The sequence below is a fragment of the Jatrophihabitans sp. sgz311053 genome (assembly GCF_056135305.1).
The window spans coordinates 68927-93481 of record NZ_JBWAXP010000003.1 but is presented as its reverse complement, the minus strand read 5'-3'; the positions used below and the strand labels follow the sequence as shown (position 1 = coordinate 93481).

Below are 24555 nucleotides of genomic sequence, written 5' to 3'. Positions count from 1 at the left end.
CCCGCCGGCCGGCTCCCGAGCGGGCTCAGCGCCAGAGGCTGCGCCTGGGCGGGATCGGCGGGCAGGCCACCCGGACCTCGGCCGGCAGGACGGCGAACTCGACCGGAAGCGTGCCGAGCACCTCCCCGTCGACGGCGACCTGCTGGTCGTCGGCACCGGTGACGGTGAGACTGCGGACGCGCAGCGTGTGCACGCGGTGCACGGGACGGTGCCTGCCCACCAGGGTGTCGGCCACCGCCAGCACCAGCCGCGCGATCGACAGCCGCTCCACGATGATGACGTCGAGCAGCCCGTCGGCGAGGTCGGCACCGGGCACTCGCATCCCCAGCAGGCCGCCGAAGACCGGGGCGTTGCTGACGGAGAGGTGGACGGTGTCGAAGGTGCGCGTCTGCCCGTCGTGCTCCACGGTGCAGCGGAACGGCTCGTAACCGCGGACGGCTCGCGCCGCCGCGATCGGGTAGGTGAGACCGCCGAAGCGGTCTCGCATGGACTTCTCGGTGGCGAGCCTCGCGAAGGCGACGTTGAGGCCGACGGTCACGGCGTTGACGAAGGTGACCGCCCGCCGGTCCCCCAACCCGACCCGACCGGCGTCCATCCGGATGACCCGGTAGCCCGTCAGCCCCCGCGCGGCCTCGAGTGCGTCCGGCGGGATGCCGAGCGAGCGCGCGACGTCGTTGGAGGTCCCCAGCGGCAGCGGGAAGAGCACTGCCGGCGTCCCGGCCACCACGCCCGCGGCGAGGCTGACGGTGCCGTCGCCGCCGGCGGCGATGACCAGCGGCGCGACCTCGCCGGCCCGGTCGACGTAGGCCGAGAGCTCGTCCACCTCGTCGACGCCGTAGCTCCGCACCACCGCGATGCCGGCCCGGTCCAGGGCGGCCCGGGCGAGGTCGAGGTCCTCGGCCGAGCCGGCGCCCGGCGAGACGAGCAGGACGGCGTGCCGCGGGATGTCGATCTGCTCGTCGGGCGCAGACGGGTGGTGGATCGACCGCTCCCGCAGCCGCTTGACGACACGGGCGGCGAAGAGGCCCGAGGCCGCCCCCGCCACCGCGCCGACCGCGACGTCACTGGGGAAGTGCACGCCGGTGTGGACGCGCGAGTAGGCCACCGCGCCGGCCAACGGCAGCACGGCCGGTCCCGCCGGCGGCAGCGCGCTCGTCACCCCGACCGCGAAGGCGAAGGCCGAGGCCGAGTGGCCGGAGGGGAAGGAGAAGGTGCGCGGCAGGGCGAGCAGCGGCGGCGCGGCGATCGACGCCGACGCCGGCCGGTCGCGGCGCCAGGCCAGCTTCAACGGTCCGTTCACCGCCGTCGAGGCGATACCGATGCCGAGCAGCCCGCTCGCCGCGGCGGTCCGGGCCCGCCGCCGGCCGGTCGAGCTCAGCACGGCGGCCACCGCGAGCCAGAGCATCGAGCGGTTGGCAGCGCGGCTGGCGCTGGTCATGACCAGATCCACACCGGGACCACGTCTGGTCGCCGCGGCGGCCAGCAGCTCCCGGTCCCACCGACCGAAGCGCGCCCGCACCGAGTGCCAGTGCCACCAGCGCTGCCAGCGCCGCAGCTGCCGCCGCCGTCGTCGGCGGACGAGCCAGCCGGAGCTCACCGCGCCGCCAGGGCCACGAAGGGCGCCATGGCGGCGGCGTTCTGCAGGGCTCCGGCACTCACCGCTTCGTCCAGCGGGACGCCGGCCAGCACGCGTTTGACGGGGACCTCGCACTTCTTGCCGTTGAGGGTCCGGGGAACCGCGTCGATGGCGATGACGTCGTCCGGGACGTGACGCGGCGACAAGGCGCGACGGATCGTCGTCCGCAGCTCGTCGCGGACCTCGGCCAGCGACGCACCCTCGGCGAGGACGACGAAGAGCAGCAGCTGCCCGCCCCCGGCCTCCCCCGCCCCCGAGGTGTCGATGACGAGCGAGTCGGCGACACCGGGGAGCTCCTCCACCACGCGGTAGAACTCGGCGGTGCCCATCCGCACCCCGCCCCGGTTCAGCGTGGAGTCCGAGCGGCCGTAGATGACACACGTGCCGCGCTCGGTGATCTTGAGCCAGTCGCCGTGTCGCCAGACGCCGGGATAGGTGTCGAAGTAGGCCTCGCGCAGCCGGCTGCCGTCGGTGTCGTTCCAGAACGACACCGGCATCGAAGGCATGGGGGCGGTGAGCACCAGCTCGCCGACCTCGCCGGTGAGCGCCTGCCCGGCGCTGTCGAAGGACGCAACGGCGCAGCCGAGCATCCGCGCGGTCAGCTCACCGGCCCGCACCGGCAGCGTCGGCACGCCACCGACGAAGGCACTGCAGACGTCGGTGCCACCGGAGAGCGAGCTCAGCAGCACGTTGTCGCCGAGCTCCTCGTAGACCCAGCCGAAGCCCTCGGGGGGCAGCGGCGCGCCGGTGGAGCCGACGCACCGGATCAACGAGAGATCATGGTCGCGGGCCGGGTGCAGCTCGGCCTTCATGCAGGCCTGCAGGTACGGCGCCGACACCCCGAAGCAGGTCACGCCGAGGCGAGCGGCGAGGTCCCAGAGCCTGCCGGGGCCGGGATGGGTCGGGCTGCCGTCGAAGAGGACGACGGTGGCGCCGACGGTGAGGCCTGAGACCAGCAGGTTCCACATCATCCAGCCGGTGGTGCTGAACCAGAAGAACCGGTCGCCCGGCGCGAGGTCCAGGTGCAGCGTCAGCTGCTTGGCGTGCTCGACGAGGATGCCGCCCTGGGCATGGACGATCGGTTTGGGCAGACCGGTCGTCCCCGAGGAGTAGAGGATCCACATCGGCGCGTCGAAGGGCATGGGCTCGAAGGCGAGCTCACCGGCCTGCCCCAGCAGCTCGGGCCATCGCCGGGCGTCGGACAGCGTGGCGGCCTCGTCCAGGTAGGGCACCAGGACCGTGGTGCGCACCGTCGGCAGCCGCTCGCGCAGCGCGGCCACGGTCTCACCGATGGTGAATTCCTTGCCGCCGTAGCGGTATCCGTCGACCACCAGCAGCACGACGGGCTCGATCTGGGTGAAGCGGTCGGCGACGGCCTCGGCACCGAAGTCCGGCGAGCAGGACGACCAGATCGCCCCGAGCGAGACGGTGGCGAGCATGGCCACCAGCGCCTCGACGCAGTTGGGCAGCAGCGCCGCGACCCGCTCGCCCCGGCCGACGCCGGCCGCGGCGAGAGCCGCCCGGACCGACCCGACCTGCTCGCGCAGCTCGTCCCACGTCAGGCTCCGCGTGAGACCGTCCTCGCGCTCGAAGATCACCGCGGTGTCATCGGCGTTGACGTCGACCGGCGGGTAGAGCGCGTGCTCGGCGTAGTTCAGCGTGCCGGCCGGGAACCACCGCGCGCCGGGCATCGTGGCGTCGGCGAGGGCGGCGGTGGGCTCCTCGTGCCACCGCACTGGGTACCAGCGGGTAAAGGCCGACCAGAAGGCGTCGAGGTCCGCCACCGACCAGCGCCAGAGCTCGTCGTAGCCGCCGACGGGGATGCCGCCGCGCTCAGCCAGCCAGCGTCCGAACTCCGTGATGCGCGCCGCGGCCACCCGTTCGGCGTCCGGCTGCCACAACAGGTCACCCTCGACGGTCATACCCCGAGAACCTACCGACGGCGACCCGACCCGTCCGGCAGCACGTATTTCCTACCTATACGATAGGCAAAGAGTTCCGACGTCCGACCCGAGGAGAGACATGTCCGCTGAGTGGTCCTTCGAGACCCGCCAGATCCACGCCGGCCAGACGCCGGACGGCGAGCAGCACGCCCGCGCGCTGCCGATCTACCAGACCACCTCGTACACCTTCGACAACACCGAGCACGCCTCGAACCTCTTCGCGCTGAAGGAGTTCGGCAACATCTACACCCGCATCATGAACCCGACGCAGGCCGCGGTGGAGGACCGCATCGCCTCCCTCGAGGGTGGTGTGGGGGCGCTGCTAACCGCCAGCGGTCAGGCGGCCGAAACCCTGGCCCTGCTCAACATCGCCGAGGCCGGCGACCACATCGTCTCCAGCGCGCGGCTCTACGGCGGGACGTACAACCTCTTCCACTACACCTTCCCCAAGATCGGCATCACGGTCAGCTTCGTGGACGACCCCGACGACATCGAGCAGTGGCGCGCCGCCGTCCGGCCGAACACCAAGGCCTTCTTCGCCGAGACGATCAGCAACCCGCAGATCGACATCCTCGACATCGAGGCCGTTGCCGGCGTCGCCCACGAGGTCGGTGTGCCGCTCGTCGTCGACAACACCATCGCCACGCCGTACCTCATCCGCCCCTTCGAGCACGGCGCGGACATCGTGGTCCACTCGGCGACGAAGTACCTCGGCGGGCACGGCACCGCAATCGGTGGCGTCATCGTCGACTCGGGCCGCTTCGACTTTGCGCAGAACCCCGAGAAATTCCCGAACTACAACCAGCCGGACCCGAGCTATCACGGTCTCGTCTACGCCCGGGACCTCGGCGTCGGCTCCCCCCTCGGCGCCAACCTCGCCTTCATCCTCAAGGCGCGGGTGCAGTTGCTGCGCGACATCGGCGCCGCCATCGCGCCGTTCAACGCCTTCCTGCTCTCCCAGGGCATCGAGACGCTGAGCCTGCGCCTGGACCGTCACGTCCAGAACGCCCAGGCCGTCGCCGAGTGGCTCGAGCAGCGCGACGAGGTGCTCTCGGTGAACTACGCCGGGCTGCCGTCCAGCCCGTGGCACGAGCGGGCCGGCAAGTACGCCCCCCGCGGCACCGGCGGTGTGCTCGCCTTCGAGATCGCCGGCGGGGTCGAGGCGGGCAAGACCTTCGTGGAGGCCCTCGAGCTGCACAGCCACGTCGCCAACATCGGCGACGTCCGCAGCCTGGTCATCCACCCGGCCTCGACCACCCATTCGCAGCTCACCGTCGAGGAGCAGGCCGCCACCGGCGTGACGCCGGGGCTCGTCCGGCTCGCCGTCGGGCTGGAGAACATCCAGGACATCCTGGCCGACCTGGACGCCGGCTTCCGGGCGGCGAAGCAGGCGTGACCCTGCGCCACGGCGCCGAGCTCGGGGACCTCGTCCTCGAGCTCGGCGGGCGGCTGCCCGACGTCAGGATCGGGTACGAGACCTACGGGACCCCGCGGCGGGACAACGCCGGCGACATCAGCAACGCCGTCCTCGTCCTGCACGCGCTCACCGGCGACGCGCACGCCCATGGCCCGGCCGGACCCGGCCAGCCCACGCCCGGCTGGTGGGACGGCGTCGTCGGCCCCGGCGCGGCCCTGGACACCGAGAGCTGGTTCGTACTGTCGGCCAACGTCCTCGGCGGCTGCCGCGGGACGACCGGGCCGAGCTCTCCCGCTCCGGACGGCCGGGCCTGGGGCTCGCGCTTCCCCACCGTGACGATCCGCGACCAGGTCGCGGTCGAGGCGCGGCTGGCCGACCACCTCGGCATCAGCCGCTTCGCCGCCGTGCTCGGCGGGTCGATGGGCGGCATGCGCTCGCTGGAGTGGGCGCTCATGTACCCCGACCGTGTCGGTGCCGCCCTCGTCCTCGCCGTGGGCGCCGCCGCGAGCGCCGACCAGCTCGGCACCCAGACCACGCAGCAGGCGGCCATCACCGGCGACCCGGACTGGCAGGGCGGCGACTACCACGGCACGGGCCGCGCCCCGGAACACGGCCTCGGCGTCGCCCGCCGGATCGCACACCTGACCTACCGCAGCGCCGCCGAGCTGGAGCAGCGCTTCGGCCGGTCGGTGCAGCCGGACGGCCGCTACGCCGTCGCCTCCTACCTCGACCATCACGCCGACAAACTGGTCGGTCGCTTCGACGCCGGCAGCTACGTCACGCTGACCGAGGCGATGAACGGCCACGACGTGGGGCGAGGGCGCGGTGGCGTCGCTGCGGCCCTGGCGAGCGTCCGGGTACCGGTCGTGGTCGCCGGCATCGACACCGACCGGCTCTATCCGCTGCAGCAGCAGCGGGAACTCGCCGACGGGATCCCCACCGCCGACGGGCTGCACGTCATCGCCTCCGAGCACGGCCACGACGGCTTCCTCATCGAGGCCGACCGGGTCGGCGAGCTCGTCGTCCGGACCCTGCGCCGGTCACGCCAACTGGTGACCGGCGCCTCCTGAGCCAGCGGCTCGGGGTCAGGCGCTCGCGACGACCCCGAGCTCGGCCGGGGAGGCCAGCAGGTCACTGGCCGGCAGGACCCGGACGGTGTAGCCGTACCCGCCGGTGCGGTCCAGCGGGACCTCGCCCTCGTAGCGGTCGGTGCCGTCGATGCGTTCGACGTGCCGCAGCGGGGCGGTCGTCGTCTGCGAGAGCTCGTCCTCGGCGTCGACCGAGCCGTAGACCGCCTCGACCGTCACATCGCCGACCTCGAGCCCACCGTGTGCCACCTCGGCGCGCAGCGTGAGCGTCTCCCCCAGCTGGGCGTCACCGTCACCGGAGAGCTGCGAGTCCACGTGCAGCACCGCGACGGCCGGCCATGCCGAGGTGACCTTGCCCCGCCACGACGCCAGCTCGCGCGCGGCGGCGTAGCCGTCGGCCTGCATGCGTCGCGAGGAGACGGCGGCGGGCGCGTACAGCCGGCGGACGTATTCGCTGACCATCCGCGAGGCGAGCACCTTGGGGCCCAGGGACTTCAGCGTGTGGCGCACCATCTGCACCCAGCGAGTGGGGACGCCACCGGCGCCAGCACGGTCGTAGAAGCGGGGCGCGACCTGGTTCTGGATGAGGTCGTAGAGCGCATCGGCCTCCAGATCGTCACGACGATCCGGGTCGACGAGTCCGTCGGCGGACGGGATGGCCCAACCGTTCTCACCGTCGAACCACTCGTCCCACCAGCCGTCCATGATCGACAGGTTGAGGGCGCCGTTCAGCGCCGCCTTCATGCCCGACGTGCCGCAGGCCTCCAGCGGGCGCAGCGGGTTGTTCAGCCAGACGTCGACGCCCCAGTAGAGGAACCGCGCCATGCCGATGTCGTAGTCGGGCAGGAAGGTGATGCGGTGCCGGACCGCCGGGTCGTCGGCGAAGCGGACCATCTGCGCGATGAGCTGCTTGCCGCCGTCGTCGGCCGGGTGGGACTTGCCGGCGATGACGATCTGCACCGGCCGCTGCGGGTCCAGCAGCAGCGCGCGCAGCCGCTCCGGGTCGCGCAGCATCAGCGTCAGCCGCTTGTAGGACGGCACCCGACGGGCGAAGCCGATGGTGAGGACGTCCGGGTCGAAGGCGGCGGCGGTCCAGGAAAGCTCGGCCTCGGTGAGCCCCCGCTGGCGGGCCGAGAGCTTCATCCGACGCCGGATCTCGCCGACCAGGCGGGCCCGCAGCGTGTTGCGGACTCCCCAGAGCTCACCGTCGCCGATCTTGTCGACGGCATCCCAGCCGCCGCCCTCGTCCACCGTCTCGAAGCCGACCTCGCGGACGGCGATGTCCATGATGTCGCGCGACATCCAGGTGGGGGCGTGGACGCCGTTGGTGACCGAGGTGATGGGGACGTCCTCGGTGTCGAAGCCCGGCCAGAGGCCGTTGAACATGCCGCGGCTGACCTCACCGTGCAGCAGCGAGACGCCGTTGGCGCGCTGACCCAGCCGCAACCCCATGTGCGCCATGTTGAAGATCGTCGGGTCGTCCTCGGCCCCGAGCTCGAGGATGCGCTCCACGGGCAGCCCCGCGACGCCGCCGACGTGCGCGGCGACGAGGTCACGCGGGAAGCGGTCGATGCCGGCGGGCACCGGCGTGTGCGTGGTGAAGACCGTCCCCGACCGGACCGCCGCCAGCGCCTCGTCGAAGGTGAGGCCCTGCGACTCGACCAGCTCGCGGATGCGCTCGACGCCGAGGAAGCCGGCGTGACCCTCGTTGGTGTGGAAGACCTCGGGCGCGGCCGCACCGGTGGCGGCGCAGTAGGCCCGGATGGCACGGACGCCGCCGACGCCGAGCAGCAGCTCCTGCTCCAGGCGGTGTTCGGCGCCGCCGCCGTAGAGCCGGTCGGTGACCTGGCGCGCGTCGGCGTCGTTGTCCTCGATGTTGGAGTCCAGCAGCAGCAGCGGCACCCGGCCGACCTGCGCCAGCCACACCTGGGCGTGCAGGGTGCGGGAGTTCGGCAGTGCCACCGCGACCTTCACCGGCGCGCCGTCGGCGTCGTGCAGCACGGTGATGGGGAGCCCCTGCGGGTCCAGCGACGGGTACTGCTCGAGCTGCCAGCCGTCGCGCGACAGCGACTGCCGGAAGTAGCCGGCGCCGTAGAGCAGGCCCACCCCGACGATCGGGACGCCGAGGTCACTGGCCGCCTTCAGGTGGTCGCCGGCGAGGATGCCGAGACCGCCGGAGTACTGCGGCAGCACCTCGGTGATGCCGAACTCCGGCGAGAAGTAGGCGATCGACTCGGGCAGGTCGACGCCGGCCCGCCGCTGCTTCTGGTACCAGCGCGGCTGCTCGAGGTAGTCGGTGAGGTCGTCGCCGATGTCCTCCAGCCGCCGCAGGAACTTGCGGTCCCGGGCGAGCTGGGCGAACCGCTCGGCGGTCACCTCACCGAGCATCCGACCCGGGTCGTGCTCGCATGCCTGCCACAGCTCCGGGTCCACCGACTCGAGCAGGTCGAGCGAGTCGGCGTGCCAGGACCAGCGCAGGTTCGCCACGATCTGAGCGAGACCGGCGAGCTCGGGCGGATAGGCGGCGCGGACGGTGAGCCGACGAAGAGCTTTCACGTGCGACGACGCTAGCAGCACCGGAAGGGTTTACGGCAGGGTCGAACGGGCTCGCCGGACGGGCGATCGGCGCGAGTCGTGAGCTCGCCGGCCCCGGCCGCTGCCGTCCGGTGGCGGCGGCACCTGCGGCTCACCGGTGACGTCGCACGTCCGACATGTCGAGCGTCCGGGACGGCCAGACGCAGATCGCGGCATCGTCACCCTCGCCACGCCGGGGCGGGAGGAGTTCGGCCAGCGGCGCCGGGGCGGCGATGACGTAGCCCTGCCCCAGCGGTACGCCGAGGCGGGCCAGGGCGGCGAGCTCCCGCGGGGTCTCGATCCCCTCGGCGATGAGCACCGATCCCGACTCGCCGGCGAAGCCGACCAGGGCCCGGATGAGCGCGCGCCGGCTCGGGTCCTGGTGGACGTTCCTCACCAGGGCGATGTCGAGCTTGATGACGTCGGGCTCGAGGGAGAGCAGCGTCTGCAGGCCGGCGTAACCCGAACCCGTGTCGTCCATGGCGATCCGGGCCCCGGTGCGCCGCAGTTTGCGCAGATGCGAACGGAAGTAGGGGTGGTCGTCGAAGGCGGTGTGCTCGGTGACCTCGATCAGCACCCGCTCGGCCGGCACCGTGCGCAGCAGGCGAGCCAGCCCGTCGTCCTGGATGGTGGCCGGCGAGGCGTTGACCGACAGGTAGGTACCGGCGGGTAGGCGGGGCAGCAGCGTCAGCGCGGTCCGGATCGCGCTGAGCTCCAGGGCGACACCGACGCCGACCGTCGCGGCTGCGGCGAAGACCTCGGCCGGACTTCCGGGACGGCCCGGGAACCGGGTGAGCGCCTCGAACCCCCTCACCTGCCCGCCGGCGATCTCGACGATCGGCTGCAGGTGGATGTCCAGTGCGCCGGGCGTCAGCCAGCCGGCCAGCTCCTGCCGCACCGCATCGTCGGCGAGGTCGTCGCGCTCCTGCTGGCCGAGCTCGTCGGCGATCAGCCGGGCGAGGAAGCGCATGAACAGCACGTCCGCGCCGCCGAGATCGGTCCGGGCGTCGTGCGATGCCACGCAGAGCGCGCCGTAGACCCGCCCGTCCCCGAGGTGGAGCGGCACTCCGACGTAGGAGCCGATGCCCGCGGCGTCGGTCGCCGGCAGCACCGCCGCCAGCGGGTCGTTCCCGGCGTCGGGGACGACATTCGGCAGCTCGCCGGCCAGCACGTAGTGGCAGTAGCCGTCGGACTCGGGGATCTGCGTTCCCGGCTGCCAGCCGAAACTCGCCGCGGCACCGGCCACGTGAGTGAAGGTCTGATTGACACCGTCCAACGACGTCACGAACGCGACGTCCGCGCCGAGCGTCGCCCGCGCCGTCTCCAAGAGACGCGCAACGACCTCGCTGGCAGACCGGCTCTGCGCAGCTGACCCGAATGCGGCCGGGTTGCCGTCGAGCGCGAGCATCTCCGACCACCCCTCCCTTTGGAACTAACGAGGATTTTACGATAGCGAACCTTTGCAGCGGTGTGCATAGGAGGCCCCTGTGCAGCGTCCCCGCGGGGGTCGGCGCGCCCGGGACGACCCCTCTCGTTCGACCGCCGTCCGATCGGCACGCGACGGCGATCGGGGCGCCGCAGCCGAGCGGGGTCGCCCGGCGCCTCGCCCGCGCAGCGGCCGATGCAGGCCCACTCGGGCCCACGCCCCCGGCCGCGCAGGCGCACGCCGTCGCGTGCCGTCGTGACACGCCAGGCGCGGTGAGGCGGACTTGCGATCCGCGACCGGGTTGTGGGTAGGTGGAGGGCGTGGTTGGACGCTTCGGACTCACCGATGTCAGGCCCGTCGTGGGCTCCACCGTCGCCGGGGAATTCCCGGCCCGAGCTGTGCTGGGAGAGCCGCTGCCGGTGTCGGCGCGCGTGTTCCGTGAGGGGCACGACGCCATCGCCGCGACGGTCGTGGTGCGAGCGGCGAACGGTCGCAAGACCCGGTCGGTGCGGATGCTCCGCGGCGCGCCGGGGACCGACCGGTGGCACGCGGACCTCGTCTTCGACGAGCCCGGCGCCCACTCCTTCGCCATCGAGGCGTGGAGCGATCCGATGTCCACGTGGCATCACGCCGTCACCGTCAAGATCGAGGCGGGGCAGGGCGCCGAGGATCTGGCCAACGACCTGGAGACCGGCGCCCGGCTCTTCGAGCAGCTGGCCAAGAACCTCGCCAAGGCCGAGCGGCCCCGCGCCGTCGCCGCTGCGCGGGCGCTGCGCGACAGCACGCTCGATGTCGCGCACCGCGTCGGTCCCGCCCTCGACCCCTACCTGCAGCAGCTCGCCTACGACTTCCCGGTACGCGAGCTCGTCACCGCCTCGCCGCGTTATCCGCTGTGGATCGACCGGGTCCGCGCGCTCTACGGCTCCTGGTACGAGTTCTTCCCGAGGTCGATCGGCGCGGAGCTCGCCGGCGATCCGGTCGCCCCGGCCAAGCCCGCCCGCCACGGCACCTTCAAAGACGCCACCGCGCACCTGGACTACGTCGCCGACATGGGCTTCGACGTCGTCTACCTCCCCCCGATCCACCCCATCGGCGAGGTGAACCGGAAGGGTCCCAACACACCGGAGTCCCCCGGCGGCTCCATCGTCACCTCGTCATGGGACGTGGGCTCGCCGTGGGCCATCGGTTCGAAGCACGGCGGCCACGACGCGATCCACCCCGAGCTCGGCACCATGGCCGACTTCAAGGCCTTCGTGAAGCGGGCCAAGCAGCTCAAGCTCGAGGTGGCCCTGGACTTCGCGCTGCAGTGCGCTCCCGACCATCCCTGGGTCGCCGCGCACCCGGAGTGGTTCACCACCAAGCCCGACGGCACCATCGCCTACGCCGAGAACCCGCCGAAGAAGTACCAGGACATCTATCCGCTCAACTTCGACAACGACCCGGCCGGTCTCTACGCCGAGTGTCTGCGCGTGGTGCGGCACTGGATCGCCGCGGGCGTGCGAATCTTCCGCGTCGACAACCCGCACACCAAGCCGATCAACTTCTGGCAGTGGCTCATCGCCGAGGTCGCCAAGACCGACCCGGACGTCCTCTTCCTGGCCGAGGCCTTCACCCGGCCGGCGATGATGCACGAGCTCGGCAAGATCGGCTTCCACCAGAGCTACACGTACTACACCTGGCGGACGGCCAAGGACGAGCTCGTCGAGTACGTCGAGGAACTGGCCGAGGCCGAGCACTACATGCGGCCGAACTTCTTCGTGAACACGCCGGACATCCTGCACGCCTACCTGCAGACCGGCGGCCCCGGCGCCTTCGCCATCCGGGCCGTCCTCGCCGCGACCCTCTCCCCCACCTGGGGCGTCTACTCCGGTTACGAGCTCTACGAGCACCTGCCCGTCAAGCCCGGCAGCGAGGAGTACCTGGACAGCGAGAAGTACCAGCTGCGGCCGCGGGACTTCGCCGGCGCCATCGCCGACGGCCGCTCGCTCGCGCCGTTCCTCACGACGCTGAACCGGATCCGCCGCGAGCACCCGGCGCTGCAGCAGCTGCGAAACGTGACCTTCCACGAGGTCGACAACCCCGACATCCTCGCCTTCAGCAAGCGTGACGAGGCGACCGGTGACACCGTCCTGGTGGTCTGCACCGTCAACCCGCACGAGTGGCGCGAGGCGACGGTCTCGCTGGACCTCGAGGCGCTGGATGTCGAGTGGGACCGCGGCTTCACCGTCCGCGACCTGCTCGACGGTGTCGAGTACGCCTGGGGTGAGCGCAACTACGTCCGGCTCGATCCCTACTCCCGGTCCGCACATGTCTTCGAGGTGATCAAGTAAATGACCTCCCCCGACGAGGGTCTGCTGGATGTCGAGACCACCGACACCACGGAGCGTCACGAACCGGACTGGTTCAAGCGTGCGGTCTTCTACGAGGTGCTCGTCCGCGGCTTCGCCGACAGCAACGGCGACGGCTCGGGCGACCTGCGCGGCCTGACCGACAAGCTGGACTACCTGCAGTGGCTCGGCGTCGACTGCCTCTGGCTGCCGCCGTTCTTCCAGTCGCCGCTGCGCGACGGCGGGTACGACGTCAGCGACTACACCGCCGTGCTGCCGGAGTTCGGGACGATCGAGGACTTCAAGCACTTCCTCGACGCCGCCCACGAGCGCGGCATCCGCGTGATCATCGACTTCGTCATGAACCACACCTCGGATCAGCACCCGTGGTTCCAGGCCAGCCGCAACGACCCGGACGGGCCGTACGGTGACTTCTACGTCTGGAGCGACGACGACACGCTGTACAGCGAGGCGCGGATCATCTTCGTCGACACCGAGCCGTCCAACTGGACCTTCGACCCGGTCCGCAAGCAGTACTTCTGGCACCGCTTCTTCAGCCACCAGCCCGACCTGAACTTCGACTCCCCCGCGGTGCAGGAGGCGATCCTCGACGCGCTGCGGTTCTGGCTGGATCTCGGCATCGACGGCTTCCGGCTCGACGCGGTGCCCTACCTCTACGTCCGGGAGGGCACCAACGGCGAGAACCTTCCCGAGACCCACGACTTCCTCAAGCGGGTCCGCAAGGAGGTCGACCGCGACTATCCCGACCGCGTCCTGCTCTGCGAGGCCAACCAGTGGCCGAGCGACGTCGTCGAGTACTTCGGCGACCCGGCGGTCGGCGGCGACGAGTGCCACATGGCCTTCCACTTTCCCGTCATGCCTCGCATCTTCATGGCGGTGCGGCGGGAGAGCCGCTACCCCATCTCGGAGATCATGAGCCAGACCCCGGCGATCCCCGACAACTGCCAGTGGGGCATCTTCCTGCGCAACCACGACGAGCTGACCCTGGAGATGGTCACCGACGAGGAACGCGACTACATGTGGGCCGAGTACGCCAAGGACCCCCGCATGAAGGCCAACATCGGCATCCGCCGGCGGCTGGCCCCGCTGCTGGACAACGACATCAACCAGATCGAGCTCTTCACCGCGCTGCTGCTCGCACTCCCCGGTTCCCCGGTTCTGTATTACGGCGACGAGATCGGCATGGGCGACAACATCTGGCTCGGCGACCGCGACGGGGTCCGCACGCCGATGCAGTGGACGCCTGACCGCAACGCCGGCTTCTCCACGGCCGACCCCGGCCGGCTCTACCTGCCGACCAACCAGGACTCCGTCTACGGCTACCAGGTCACCAACGTCGAGGCGCAGACCCGCAACACTTCCTCGCTGCTGCACTGGACGCGTCGCATGATCGCCGTCCGCAAGGCCAACCCCGCCTTCGGCCTGGGGACCTTCCACGACATCGGCGGCAGCAACCCGTCGGTGCTGAGCTTCGTCCGCGAGTTCGGCGACGACATCGTGCTCTGCGTCAACAACCTCTCGCGCTTCCCGCAGGCCGCCGAGCTGGACCTCCGCCCGTGGGCGGGGGCCTGCCCGATCGAGCTCACCGGCGGCGCCCAGTTCCCCGAGATCGGCGAGTTGCCGTACCTGCTCACCGTCGCCGGCCACGGCTTCTACTGGCTGCGCATCCCCCGCGTCCCCCGCCCGACGGAGGAGCCCGCGGCATTGGAATCCGCCGCCGAGGAGTCCCATACCGAGACGGAGGAGGGCGGATTATGAGCAGTCCCGTCCATGACCTCGTCCGAGACCTTCTCGCCGACTGGATCCCCACGCAGCGCTGGTTCCCCGGCAAGGGTCGCGACTTCACCCTCACCGTCCACCGGCTCACCCAGCTCGCCCCACTGCCGCAGGTCACCATCTGGACGGCACGGGCCGAGTACGCCGACGGCGAGAGCGAGACCTACCAGGTCCCGCTCGTCTCACGCAGCGAGCCCATCGACTCGCTGGAGCACGTGCTGATCGGCACCGTCGAGACCGAGGCCGGCCCCCGCTGGGTCTACGACGCGCTCCACGACAAGGACGCCACCACGGCCTGGCTCACCGGACTGGTGGAGCCGCCGGCCGACAGCGACCTGCGCTTCACCCGCTTCGTCGAGGCCGACCGCATCCCGGTCGACGAGGTGAGCCTGGTGATGAGTGGCGAGCAGTCCAACACGTCCCTCGTCTACGGCGATGTCGCCATCATGAAGGTGTTCCGCCGGCTGCAGCCGGGCGTCAATCCCGACATCGAGATCGGCGGCGAGCTGAGCCGCGTCGGCGCCAAGAACATCGCCACCCTGCTCGGCGCTGTCGAGGCCGACGTCGCCTTCGACGGCGGCACCGCCCCGACCTCGCTGGCCATGGTGCAGGAGTACCTGAGCAGCGCCACCGACGGCTGGGTGCTCGCCACCGCGAGCGTCCGCGATCTCATGGCCGAGGCCGATCTGCACGCCGACGAGGCCGGCGGCGACTTCGCCGGCGAGGCCGAGCGGCTGGGCGCGGCGGTCGCCCAGACCCACGCCGACCTCGCCGCCGCCTTCGGCACGCGCGAGGCGACCGCCGACGACCTGCAGGCCCGCTCCTCGGCGATGCGCGGCCGGCTCGAACACGCCCTCGGCATCGTCCCGGAGCTCGGCGAGTACGCCGACCCGCTGCGCGAGGTCTTCGCCGCGGCCGGGGAGATCGGCGACGGCGTGACCCTGCAGCGCATCCACGGTGACCTTCATCTGGGGCAGGTGCTGCGGACCGTCTGGCGCTGGGTGCTCATCGACTTCGAGGGCGAGCCGATGGCGGCCATCGACTCGCGGCGTGAGTACGACTCGCCGCTGCGCGACGTCGCGGGCATGCTGCGCTCCTTCGAGTACGCAGGTCACCACCGCGCCGCCGACTCCGGCAACGACCCGCAGCTGGCCTACCGCGCCAACGAGTGGTCGGCCCGCAACCGCGACGCGTTCTGCGCCGGCTACGCGGAGGCGGCCGGTGCCGATCCCCGGCGCCACACCGTGCTGCTGCGTGCCCTGGAGGCCGAGAAGGCGGTCTACGAAGCGGTCTACGAGAGCCGCAACAGACCGTCCTGGCTGCCCATCCCCCTCGCCTCGCTCAAGCGACTGACCGCCCGTCCGGACGGAGACCACTCGTGACCACGCCCAAGAAGCGCCCCGACAAGACGAAGGCACGGCACAGCGCCCCACCGGCGCCGCCGCAGCCACCGCCCGGGCCGTCGAGCGAGGAGCTCGACCGCCTCGTCGGCGGGGCCCACCACGATCCGCACAGCATCCTCGGCGCGCACCCCACCGGCGCGACGACCGTGATCCGGACCCTGCGCCCGGACGCCCAGTCCGCCGCCGTGGTCGTCGGCGGGACGAGCACCGCGATGACCCGCATCCACGACGGTGGTGTCTTCGAGGCCACCCTCGACGGGCCGGAGACCGACTACCGCATCGAGGTCACCTACGGCACCGGCACCTTCACCGTCGACGACCCCTACCGCTGGCTGCCGACGCTCGGCGAGATGGACCTGCACCTCATCGCCGAGGGTCGCCACGAGAACCTCTGGACGGTGCTGGGCGCGCACGTGCGCAGCTACGACACCCCGGGCGGCGAGGTCGTCGGCACGTCGTTCGCGGTATGGGCGCCCAACGCGCGGGGCGTGCGCGTCACCGGCGACTTCGACTACTGGTCGGCTCGCGCACTGCCGATGCGGGTGCTCGGCTCCACCGGGGTGTGGGAGCTCTTCGTCCCCGGCGTCACCGACGGCGCGGCGTACAAGTTCCAGATCCTCGGCGCGGACGGGCAGTGGCGGCAGAAGGCCGACCCCTTCGCCTTCGCCACGGAAGTGCCGCCGGCAACCGCGTCGCGGATCCACACCAGCCGCTACGAGTGGCAGGACGCCGAGTGGATCGAACGCCGGGCGGCCACCGAGTCGCACAAGGCGCCGATGTCCATCTACGAGGTGCATCTCGGTTCGTGGCGCGTCGGGCTCTCCTACACCGAGCTCGCCGACCAGCTCGTCGGGTACCTGCGTGAGCAGGGCTTCACCCACGTCGAGTTCCTCCCCGTCGCCGAGCACCCCTTCGGCGGCTCGTGGGGCTACCAGGTGTCGTCCTACTACGCGCCGTCCTCCCGTTTCGGCAACCCCGACGAGTTCCGCTTCCTCGTCGACGCGTTGCACCGGGCCGGCATCGGCGTCCTCGTCGACTGGGTGCCGGCGCACTTCCCGAAGGACGAGTTCGCCCTGGGCCGTTTCGACGGCACCCCGCTCTACGAGCACGCCGACCCGCAGCGCGGCGAGCAGCTGGACTGGGGCACCTACGTCTTCGACTTCGGCCGCAGCGAAGTCCGGAACTTCCTCGTCGCCAACGCGCTCTACTGGCTCGAGGAGTTCCACGTCGACGGCCTGCGCGTCGACGCGGTCGCCTCCATGCTCTACCTCGACTACTCCCGTCCCGAGGGCGGCTGGACGCCCAACAAGTTCGGCGGCCGGGAGAACCTCGAGGCGGTGGCTTTCCTGCAGGAGATGAACGCGACGGTCTACAAGCGCGTGCCGGGTGCGGTCACCATCGCCGAGGAGTCGACCTCCTGGCCGGGCGTCACCCGACCCACCCATCTCGGCGGCCTCGGCTTCGGCTTCAAGTGGGACATGGGCTGGATGCACGACACGCTCTCCTACGTGTCGCACGACCCCATCCACCGGCAGTACCACCACAACGAGCTGACGTTCTCGATGATGTACGCCTACACCGAGAACTTCGTCATGCCGCTGTCGCACGACGAGGTGGTCCACGGCAAGGGATCGCTGCTGAACAAGATCCCCGGTGACCGCTGGCAGCAGATGGCGACACTGCGCTCGCTCTACGCCTACATGTGGGCCCACCCCGGCAAGCAGCTCGTCTTCATGGGCCAGGAGTTCGCACAGAGCCGGGAGTGGTCCGAGGCGCGCTCGCTGGACTGGGAGCTGCTGGACGACCCCGGTCACCGCGGCGTGTCACGCCTCATCGGCGACCTGAACCGCGTCTACGCCACCACCGACGCACTGTGGTCGCGGGACACCACGCCGGAGGGGTTCAGCTGGATCGACGCCAACGACGCCGTCGGCAACACCTACTCCTTCCTGCGCTTCGGCGACGACGGCTCGGTGCTCGCCTGCGTAGCCAACTTCTCCCCCGTCCCGCACGAGAACTACCGCCTCGGCCTGCCGTTCGCGGGACGGTGGGACGAGGTCGTGAACACCGATGCCGACGTCTACTTCGGTTCGGGCGTGGGCAACTTCGGCGGCGTGGAGGCTTACGACAGCCCGTGGCACGGACAACCGGCCTCGGCGACGCTGCGGTTGCCCCCGCTGGGGACCCTCTGGCTCCGGTTGCGGGGCGGTGACAGTGGCACACCCGCCGGTCCTGGCGACGCCGTGGTCTGAAGCGCGGCTTTTGCGGCGCGAGAGTGAGTCGAGCGTCACAGGGAATCGACGTTAGTCCTGCGGGACGGGACTCAAGTCCCCCGTCTGCGCCCCTGGCGCACCCCTAGATTCTTCGACAGGACGTCACAGTCACCACCGGCGGCGGGGGCCAAGGGTGGTGATCTCGGATCGGGGGATCCGAAGGCGTTCCGCCGCTCGCCACGAGCGGCGACCGCCGGCTCGGCCGGACGGGAACGGCGCGAGGTGTCGTCCGCGGGGGAGGACACCTCGACGCCGTATCCGCCCGACCGATCCGTTGCCGTGTGACGGCCGTCATGACAAGCGCACACACTGTCCCGTCTGCGAAGTCGCCCTCGCACGGTTCCGGCCGAATACCGCGCCGGGTAGCGAGCACCGTACACCCGTCTTACAGTTCAGGCATCGTGACTCGTTCGCGAGCCAGCGATCGGGTGGGGCCACGATGGTGAAGGCCCGCCCCGTTCGGTGGGTGCACTGTCTCGGACCGAGAGCGCGTCGCCGCGGTGGGGATCATGGCGACAGCGATCCGGCCCGAGGCCGTGTCCCATCGGCGGGTCGGGTTGCGCCGTCGCCGTCCCGCCCGGACAGGGTGTCGGTGCCGACGTCCGAGTCCCCCGCTCGGATCAGGTGCCGCCGTCGCGTTGCACCGGCCGCCGCTCCCCCGATGGCGGCCGGTGCAGCGCCCCAGCCGCCTGCTGCCTCAGAACAGGGCGCGGGTGAGCGCTCGTCGGGCCGGTCCCACCCGGGGATCGTCCGGGCCGAGCAGCTCGAAGAGCTCCAGCAGCCGGGTCCGAACCCGGTCACGCTCGTCGCCCGCGGTCAGCGAGACCGTCCGCACCAGCCGGTCCAGGCACCCCTGGATGTCGTTGGCGGCGAAGGAGAGGTCGGCGGCGGCTAGCTGCGCCTCGACATCGGCGGGGTCGGCCTCCGCGCGCGCCGCGGCGTCGCCGTCGACCTCTTCCAGTCGCTGCAGCAGATGCACCTGACCGAGGGCCAGCCGCGCCTCGTCGTTGCCCGGCTCGGCGTCCAGGATGCTCTGGAACCGCTGTGCGGCCGCGGCGAAGTCCCCCGCGTCCAGCGCCTCGTAGGCGGTGGCGAAGCGCGGGTCCTCCGGCTCCTGCGCCGGCGCGGCGGCGCCGTCCTCGTCCGACTCGCCCGGTGCCGGTGCGGCTCCGCCGGTGAGGCCCTGCTCCCGCCCGGCCTGCAGCACGGCGTTGACGAACTCGGTCACCTGCTCGGCCGGCAGGTTGCCCTGGAAGCCGGGGATGACCTGACCGGCGATCACCGCGTACACCGCGGGGACGGCCTGGGCCTGCAGCTGCTGCGCGATGCGCATGTTCTGGTCGACGTCCACCCGGCCCAGCACCAGGGCGCCGGCCTGCTGGCGCACGATGCCGGCCAGGGTGGTCTCGAGCTCGTCGGACGGTGCCCGGCTCGAGGTGAGCAGCAGCAGCACCGGCACCTGGAAGGAGCGGTCCAGGACCTCGGCCTGCAATCGCGCCTCGGTGACCTCCACGACGGCCTGCGCGGCCGCCGGAGCGGGCGCTTCGGCGGCGCGGGCCGCGGCCTCGTTCCGGGCCTTGAGGGCGGCCAGATCGACCGCGCCGGCCATGGCCGCCGCCGAGACGCCGGCACGCCCCGCGGGGCCTGCCGGAGGTTGACCGGGACGCTGGGGCGGCCGAGCGCCGCCGCTGGGTGCACCAGGACGCATGGCTCCCAGTCTGCCGGACGCCCCGTTACGGTGGCGCCATGGGCGTGCGCACCGAGCGGCGAGATGGCGTCGCGACGGTCCTGATCGACCGCCCGGAGCGGCGCAACGCAGTGGACGGGGAGACCGCCACCGCGCTCTTCGACGCCGTCCGCGAGCTCGACGCCGACAACGCCGTCCGAGCCTTGGTGCTCACCGGGGCGGGCGGGACCTTCTGCGCCGGCGCCGACCTGCAGGCGATGTCCAACCCGCTGCACGAGGCGGTGGCCGATCCGCGGCTGCCCGGCCCGATGGGTCCGACCCGGCTCGCCCTCGACACGCCCGTGATCGCCGCGATCGAGGGGTTCGCGGTCGCCGGTGGCCTGGAGCTGGCGGCCTGGTGCGATCTGCGGGTCATGGCCACCGACGCGACGATCGGCGTCTTCTGCCGGCGCTGGGGCGTCCCCCTCATCGACGGCGGGACGGTACGGCTGCCTCGCATCGTGGGGCAGGGACGGGCGCTGGACTGGATCCTCACCGGCCGCGCCGTCGACGCCGACGAGGCACTGGCGGCAGGCTTCGCCAACCGGCTCGTGGCACCGGGCACGGCCCGCGCCGCGGCGGAGGAGCTCGCGGCCGGGATCGCCGCCTTCCCGCCGGCCTGCGTCCGCTCCGACCGTCGCTCGGTCTACGACGCCTTCGGTCACGACGAGCTCACCGCGCTCGGCATCGAGTTCGGCCACGGTCTGCCCACGGTCGCGGCCGAGGCGGTCAGCGGGGCGGAGCGCTTCGCCGGCGGCGCCGGCCGCCACGGCACACCCGGCTGAGCTACCGGCCCGTGACCACCTGCGTCACCAGCTCCACGAAGTCGGCGGTGGCCGGATGGGCATCTCGTGCCGGCCAGGCCAGCTGCACGTCCAGCCACGGCGCGTCGTCGAGCGGGACGAACGCGACCCCCGGATGCGCATGCTGGGCCGCGGTCGACTCCGAGGTGACGCCGATGCCCAGGCCGCCGGCGATCTCGGTGATCCACTCGTCGGTGTTGTCGACCCGGACGAGGGTGGTGGGCCGCTCGTCCGGCGGCCACAGCTCGAGTCGCGTCACGCCGTAGGTCGAGGTCAGCACGGTCTCGTCCCGCAGCTCCCCCAGCAGCACCGAGTCCTGTGCGGCGAGCCGGTGTCCGGCCGGCAGGGCCGCCACCCGCGGCTCGCGGAAGACGAGCTGCACCACGCAGTCCGACCGCGCGAAGTCACCGCGGACGATCGCGATGTCGGCCACCCCGCGACCCAGCCCGCCGTCCACGGCGTCGACCCGGTGGACCTCCAGCGCCACGTCGGGATGCTCGGCCCGCCACCGCCGCAGCACGTCCGAGGTGTGGCGCCCCAGCGCGGACCACGCATAGCCGAGCCGCAGCGGACGGCTCACCCCGTGTGCGGCGGCCGCCACCTCGGCGACGGCCGCCAGCGCGGCGACCGCGGCGCGGTAGGCCCGAGCGCCGGCATCGGTGAGGGCGACCGCCCGCGTCGTCCGGGCGACCAGCGGCGTGCGCAGCAGCCCCTCCAGCGCGACGACGGTGCGGGAGACTGCGGGCTGCGAGACGCCGAGCCGGGCCGCCGCGCCGGTGAAGGTGCCCTCCTCGGTCACCGCCACGAGGGCGCGGAGGTGACGCAGCTCGACCTCCCCGGCACCGTCGCCGGCTCGGTCGCTCCGGATGCCCACATCAGCTCTCCCGGTACTCATACGCGCAGAGCATAAGTGAGTCGCCGCAGGCATTTCCCCGCGGCGCCGCGGCTGCCTACCGTCTCCTCCGTGAGCGCAGTCGACCCCCGTCCGGGAACCGCCGGCGCCGGAACCGGAATCGGGACCGGCCTCGCCGTCGTCAGCGTGACCTCCGTCCAGTTCGGCGCAGCGCTGGCCGCCCACCTCTTCGACCGTGTCGGCGCGCTCGGCACCGTCGCCCTCCGCCTCGTCGTCGCCTCGCTGGTGCTGCTCGCCGTCACCCGGCCCTGGCGACGCATCCGCAGCCGGGACGACCTGCGCGCCGCGCTGCTCTTCGGCGCCGTCTTCACCGCCATGAACACCTCGCTCTACCTGGCGATCGAGCGGCTGCCGCTGGCCACCGTCATCACCCTGGAGTTCCTCGGTCCGCTCGGCGTCGCGCTGGTCACCGCCCGCTCCTGGCGGGTCCGGGCGTGGGCGCTTCCCGCGGCGGCAGGCGTCGGGCTGCTGGCCGGGGCGTTGCCTGCGGGCAACCTCGTCGGCGTCGCCTGCGCGCTGACGGCGGCCTGCTGCTGGGCGGGATACATCGTCCTCAGCAGCCGGCTCGGCCGGCAGGGTGCGGGGCTGGCCGGGCTCGCCGTCGGCTGCACCGCGGGCGCGCTGCTGATGTTCCCGATCGGCGTCGCCACCGCCGGCACCGCGCTCTTCTCCGGGGACGTCCTCGCGATGGGTCTGGCCGTGGGCGTCCTCTCCAGCGCGATCCCGTACAGCCTGGACCTGCTCGCCCTGCGGCGGCTGCCAACGGCGGCCTTCGGCGTGCTGACCAGCCTGAATCCGGGGATGGCGGCCCTGGCCGGGCTGGTCCTGCTCGACCAGCACCCCACCCCGCTGCAGCTGTGGGGCATCGCGCTGGTCATGGTCGCCAGTGCCGGCGTCACCCTGCTACAGGCGCGCCAGCCCCGGCCGGCGAGCAACTCCGTCGCCCCGGTCGAACCCGCCTGCGTCGCCGGGCCGGTCTGACCCGCTGCGACAGGACCGGAGCGGCAAAGCCACCCACACCAGACGCGCGGTTGCAATCCGTCATAACCGGCTTACGCTCGCTTCATGGCTTCCCCCGGGCCAACCCCTCCTGTCCTGCTGCGATCGTGCCGCCGGATCGCGCTCCCCGGCGCCGCGCTGCTCGTCGTCACCCTGACCGTGCCGGCTGCCCGCAGCGAGCCTGCGAGGCGCCACGAGCCGCGGTCCCACGCCACCGTCGCCGGGCGGCACCCGGATCGGCTACCCGCGCCGCCGGTCACACCGGCGTCCGCCGCCGCGGCGCCGGCTGTCCACGTCGCTGCGGCGCCGAAGGCGCGCAGCGTCCCGGCGACGCAGAAGGCGCGCAGCGTCCCGGCGATGCAGCCGGTGGCGCCGGCGCGACCGACCCGGTTCCGCTTCGACGGCCCCGGCTTCAGCGTCACCTCGCGGGTCTGCGCGATGCCGAACGCGATGGTGCTCGATCCGCCCGGAAACCCACGCCAGCAGGTCTGCTGGGTCGAGGCGCCGATGGGCGTCGCGCCGGGTTCGCGCACCGACACGACCTACATCCTCGGCCACTCTTTCGCCCGGGATCCGAAGACCGTGCTGGGACGGCTCTCCCGGCTGGCGAGCGCGCAGATCGCGCGGGGACGCACCGTGTACCGCAGCGGGGTGCCGACCCGGACCATCACCGCACTCGCCGGTTCGACGCTCACGCTCTGGACCCGGCACGGCGTCCTCACCTACCGCGTCGGCACGACCTTCGCCGTCCCCAAGCCGCAGTTCGGGCTCGTCCGGCGGATCGAGGACGACACCCTCCCCCGGCGCGTCGTCCTGGTGACCTGTGCCGTGCACGGCGGCCGCGACCTGGACTACAACGTCATCGTCGAAGCGCGCCTCGTCTCGGCCCGTCCCGCAGGCTGAGCGTGACCGGCGGGGTCCGCTCAGTCGAAGTCGCCGGCGGCGACCCGCACCCGACGCAGGATGGTGAAGAGCTCGGCGAGCTCGTCCTCGGGGACGGCGCCCACGGCGAAGCGCTCGGCGTTGAAGGCGGCGGTCGCCTTCGCCGCGACGGCCCGGCCGGCATCCGTGATCACCGCGAGGGTGCCGCGGCCGTCGCGCGGGTTGGGCTCCCGGCGGACGAGGCCGGCACCCTCCAACCGGTCGATCACGTTGGTCACGGAGGTGGCGTGCACCTGCAGCCGCTCGCCGATCTTGGACAGCGGCAGCGCACCCTCGCGCGAGTGGACGAGGAGCACCAGCGCCTCGTACCGGCTGAAGGTGATGCCGTACGGGCGCAGCATGGCGTCGAGCCGCGCCATGATGATCTGATGGGCCCGCATGATCGAGGTGACCGCGCGCATCGAGGCGTAGACGCCGTCGGGCTCGTCGGGCCAGTGCTGCTGCCAGAGCTCACCGGCCCGCGCGACGGGGTCGAACGGCAGCGGCGTCGGCACGGCACAGAGATTAGGCCATCGGGACCCGGGGCAGACCAGTGATCATGCGCGCGCGTCGTCCGTCCGCCCTCCTGCTCGCCGCGCTGCTCGCGGCCGGCCTCTGCGTGACGGCGACGCCGGCCGAGGCCCGGACGCGGACCGTCATCGGCCGCCAGGTCATCGGTTACAGCGTCCAGCACCGGCCGATCGTCGCCTATCACCTGGGCAATGCCCGCAGCCACCGGACCGCCGTCGTCCTCGGCCAGCTCCACGGCGACGAGAAGGCGGGCGTGCGGGTCGCGAAGGCGCTGCTGTCGGGGCGCCCGGTCACCGGGCTGAACCTCTGGGTCATCCCCACCGCCAATCCCGACGGGTACGCCCGCGGCACCCGCCAGAACGCGCGGGGCGTCGACCTCAACCGCAACTTCAGCTATCGCTGGGCGCGACTGAAGGGGATGCACTACTCCGGCAAGCGGGCGCTCGACCAGCCCGAGTCCCGCGCTCTGATGCGCTTCCTGACGAAGCTCAAGCCGCGCTACCTGGCCTCGCTGCACCAGCCGCTCTTCGGCGTGGACTCCACCGACGGCGGCCGCATCGACCGTGGCTTCCGCGACCGCCTGGCGCGCAACCTCGCGCTGCCCGTCAAGGCCTTCCGCTGCTGGAGCGAGTGCCACGGCTCGATGACCCGGTGGTACACCCACAAGCGGTACGGCGCGGCGGTGACGGTCGAGTTCGGCGCGCGGCCGTCCAAGACCCGCCTGGCCAAGGCTCCGTTGGCGATCGTCCGGGCGATGGGCGGCCGTCTCGGCGGGTAG

At 72.1% G+C, this 24555-nt stretch carries 17 protein-coding genes; 10 read left to right on the top strand and 7 right to left on the bottom strand.

Translation table 11 applies throughout. The features are described from left to right. Window positions 1-25 precede the first annotated feature (25 nt). Window positions 26-1597 carry a YegS/Rv2252/BmrU family lipid kinase gene (locus AC0NZQ_RS18355; protein WP_474531524.1) on the bottom strand — a complete coding sequence of 524 codons (1572 nt, stop codon included), beginning with the start codon at window positions 1595-1597 and terminating at the stop codon, window positions 26-28. Beyond that, window positions 1594-3558 (bottom strand): acetoacetate--CoA ligase, encoded by a 1965-nt coding sequence (locus AC0NZQ_RS18350; RefSeq protein ID WP_474531523.1) that lies wholly within the window; start codon window positions 3556-3558, stop codon window positions 1594-1596. The genes AC0NZQ_RS18355 and AC0NZQ_RS18350 overlap by 4 nt, the downstream gene beginning before the upstream one ends. 100 nt (window positions 3559-3658) lie before the next feature. On the opposite strand from AC0NZQ_RS18350, the gene AC0NZQ_RS18345 reads away from it, so the two are divergent. Together AC0NZQ_RS18345 and metX are read left to right on the top strand one after the other, a co-directional pair. Then, window positions 3659-4975 carry a bifunctional o-acetylhomoserine/o-acetylserine sulfhydrylase gene (locus AC0NZQ_RS18345; protein WP_474531522.1) on the top strand — a complete coding sequence of 439 codons (1317 nt, stop codon included), beginning with the start codon at window positions 3659-3661 and terminating at the stop codon, window positions 4973-4975. After that, a complete protein-coding gene (gene metX / locus AC0NZQ_RS18340; RefSeq protein ID WP_474531521.1) occupies window positions 4972-6066 on the top strand; it encodes a homoserine O-acetyltransferase MetX in 1095 nt (364 codons plus the stop codon). Before AC0NZQ_RS18345 ends, metX begins: the two co-directional genes overlap by 4 nt. A 15-nt stretch (window positions 6067-6081) precedes the next feature. Here metX and glgP read toward each other — a convergent pair whose 3' ends face one another. Continuing rightward, window positions 6082-8640 carry an alpha-glucan family phosphorylase gene (glgP, locus tag AC0NZQ_RS18335; protein WP_474531520.1) on the bottom strand — a complete coding sequence of 853 codons (2559 nt, stop codon included), beginning with the start codon at window positions 8638-8640 and terminating at the stop codon, window positions 6082-6084. Window positions 8641-8770: 130 nt separating this feature from the next. Continuing rightward, the gene (locus tag AC0NZQ_RS18330) at window positions 8771-10066 is read right to left on the bottom strand and encodes a sensor domain-containing phosphodiesterase (RefSeq protein WP_474531519.1); all 1296 of its coding nucleotides are present in this window, start codon (window positions 10064-10066) and stop codon (window positions 8771-8773) included. A gap of 338 nt (window positions 10067-10404) precedes the next feature. Between AC0NZQ_RS18330 and AC0NZQ_RS18325 the strand changes: the two genes are divergently transcribed. The 4 genes from AC0NZQ_RS18325 to glgB are packed head-to-tail and all read left to right on the top strand — an operon-like array spanning window position 10405 to window position 17863. Next, a complete protein-coding gene (locus AC0NZQ_RS18325) occupies window positions 10405-12414 on the top strand; it encodes an alpha-1,4-glucan--maltose-1-phosphate maltosyltransferase (protein ID WP_474531518.1) in 2010 nt (669 codons plus the stop codon). Next, window positions 12415-14190, top strand: coding sequence for a maltose alpha-D-glucosyltransferase (treS, locus tag AC0NZQ_RS18320; RefSeq protein ID WP_474531517.1), 1776 nt, complete (start codon window positions 12415-12417; stop codon window positions 14188-14190). Beyond that, the gene (locus AC0NZQ_RS18315) at window positions 14187-15590 is read left to right on the top strand and encodes a maltokinase N-terminal cap-like domain-containing protein (RefSeq protein ID WP_474531516.1); all 1404 of its coding nucleotides are present in this window, start codon (window positions 14187-14189) and stop codon (window positions 15588-15590) included. The genes treS and AC0NZQ_RS18315 overlap by 4 nt, the downstream gene beginning before the upstream one ends. After that, window positions 15587-17863, top strand: a complete 2277-nt coding sequence (glgB, locus tag AC0NZQ_RS18310; protein ID WP_474531515.1) for a 1,4-alpha-glucan branching protein GlgB — start codon at window positions 15587-15589, stop codon at window positions 17861-17863. The genes AC0NZQ_RS18315 and glgB overlap by 4 nt, the downstream gene beginning before the upstream one ends. 718 nt (window positions 17864-18581) lie before the next feature. Here glgB and AC0NZQ_RS18305 read toward each other — a convergent pair. Continuing rightward, on the bottom strand, window positions 18582-19592 hold the full coding sequence (locus tag AC0NZQ_RS18305) for a co-chaperone YbbN (RefSeq protein ID WP_474531514.1): 1011 nt from the start codon (window positions 19590-19592) through the stop codon (window positions 18582-18584). Window positions 19593-19630: 38 nt separating this feature from the next. On the opposite strand from AC0NZQ_RS18305, the gene AC0NZQ_RS18300 reads away from it, so the two are divergent. Continuing rightward, the gene (locus AC0NZQ_RS18300) at window positions 19631-20395 is read left to right on the top strand and encodes a crotonase/enoyl-CoA hydratase family protein (RefSeq protein WP_474531513.1); all 765 of its coding nucleotides are present in this window, start codon (window positions 19631-19633) and stop codon (window positions 20393-20395) included. A gap of 1 nt (window position 20396) precedes the next feature. On the opposite strand, the gene AC0NZQ_RS18295 is transcribed toward AC0NZQ_RS18300, so the two are convergent. Further along, window positions 20397-21308, bottom strand: a complete 912-nt coding sequence (locus AC0NZQ_RS18295; protein ID WP_474531512.1) for a LysR family transcriptional regulator — start codon at window positions 21306-21308, stop codon at window positions 20397-20399. 69 nt (window positions 21309-21377) lie between these two features. Here AC0NZQ_RS18295 and AC0NZQ_RS18290 point away from each other — a divergent pair, with 69 nt between their 5' ends. Next, window positions 21378-22307: an EamA family transporter gene (locus AC0NZQ_RS18290; protein ID WP_474531511.1), complete on the top strand. Its 930-nt coding sequence runs from the start codon at window positions 21378-21380 to the stop codon at window positions 22305-22307. Between the two features lie 84 nt (window positions 22308-22391). Next, entirely contained in the window at window positions 22392-23228 is an 837-nt protein-coding gene (locus tag AC0NZQ_RS18285; RefSeq protein WP_474531510.1) for a sortase family protein, read from the top strand. Window positions 23229-23248: 20 nt separating this feature from the next. Here the strand turns inward: AC0NZQ_RS18285 and AC0NZQ_RS18280 are convergent, their stop codons facing one another. Beyond that, complete coding sequence (locus AC0NZQ_RS18280; RefSeq protein ID WP_474531509.1) at window positions 23249-23761, bottom strand: MarR family winged helix-turn-helix transcriptional regulator; 513 nt, start codon at window positions 23759-23761, stop codon at window positions 23249-23251. A 44-nt stretch (window positions 23762-23805) separates the two neighbouring features. On the opposite strand from AC0NZQ_RS18280, the gene AC0NZQ_RS18275 reads away from it, so the two are divergent. Beyond that, window positions 23806-24555 (top strand): M14 family zinc carboxypeptidase, encoded by a 750-nt coding sequence (locus AC0NZQ_RS18275; RefSeq protein ID WP_474531508.1) that lies wholly within the window; start codon window positions 23806-23808, stop codon window positions 24553-24555.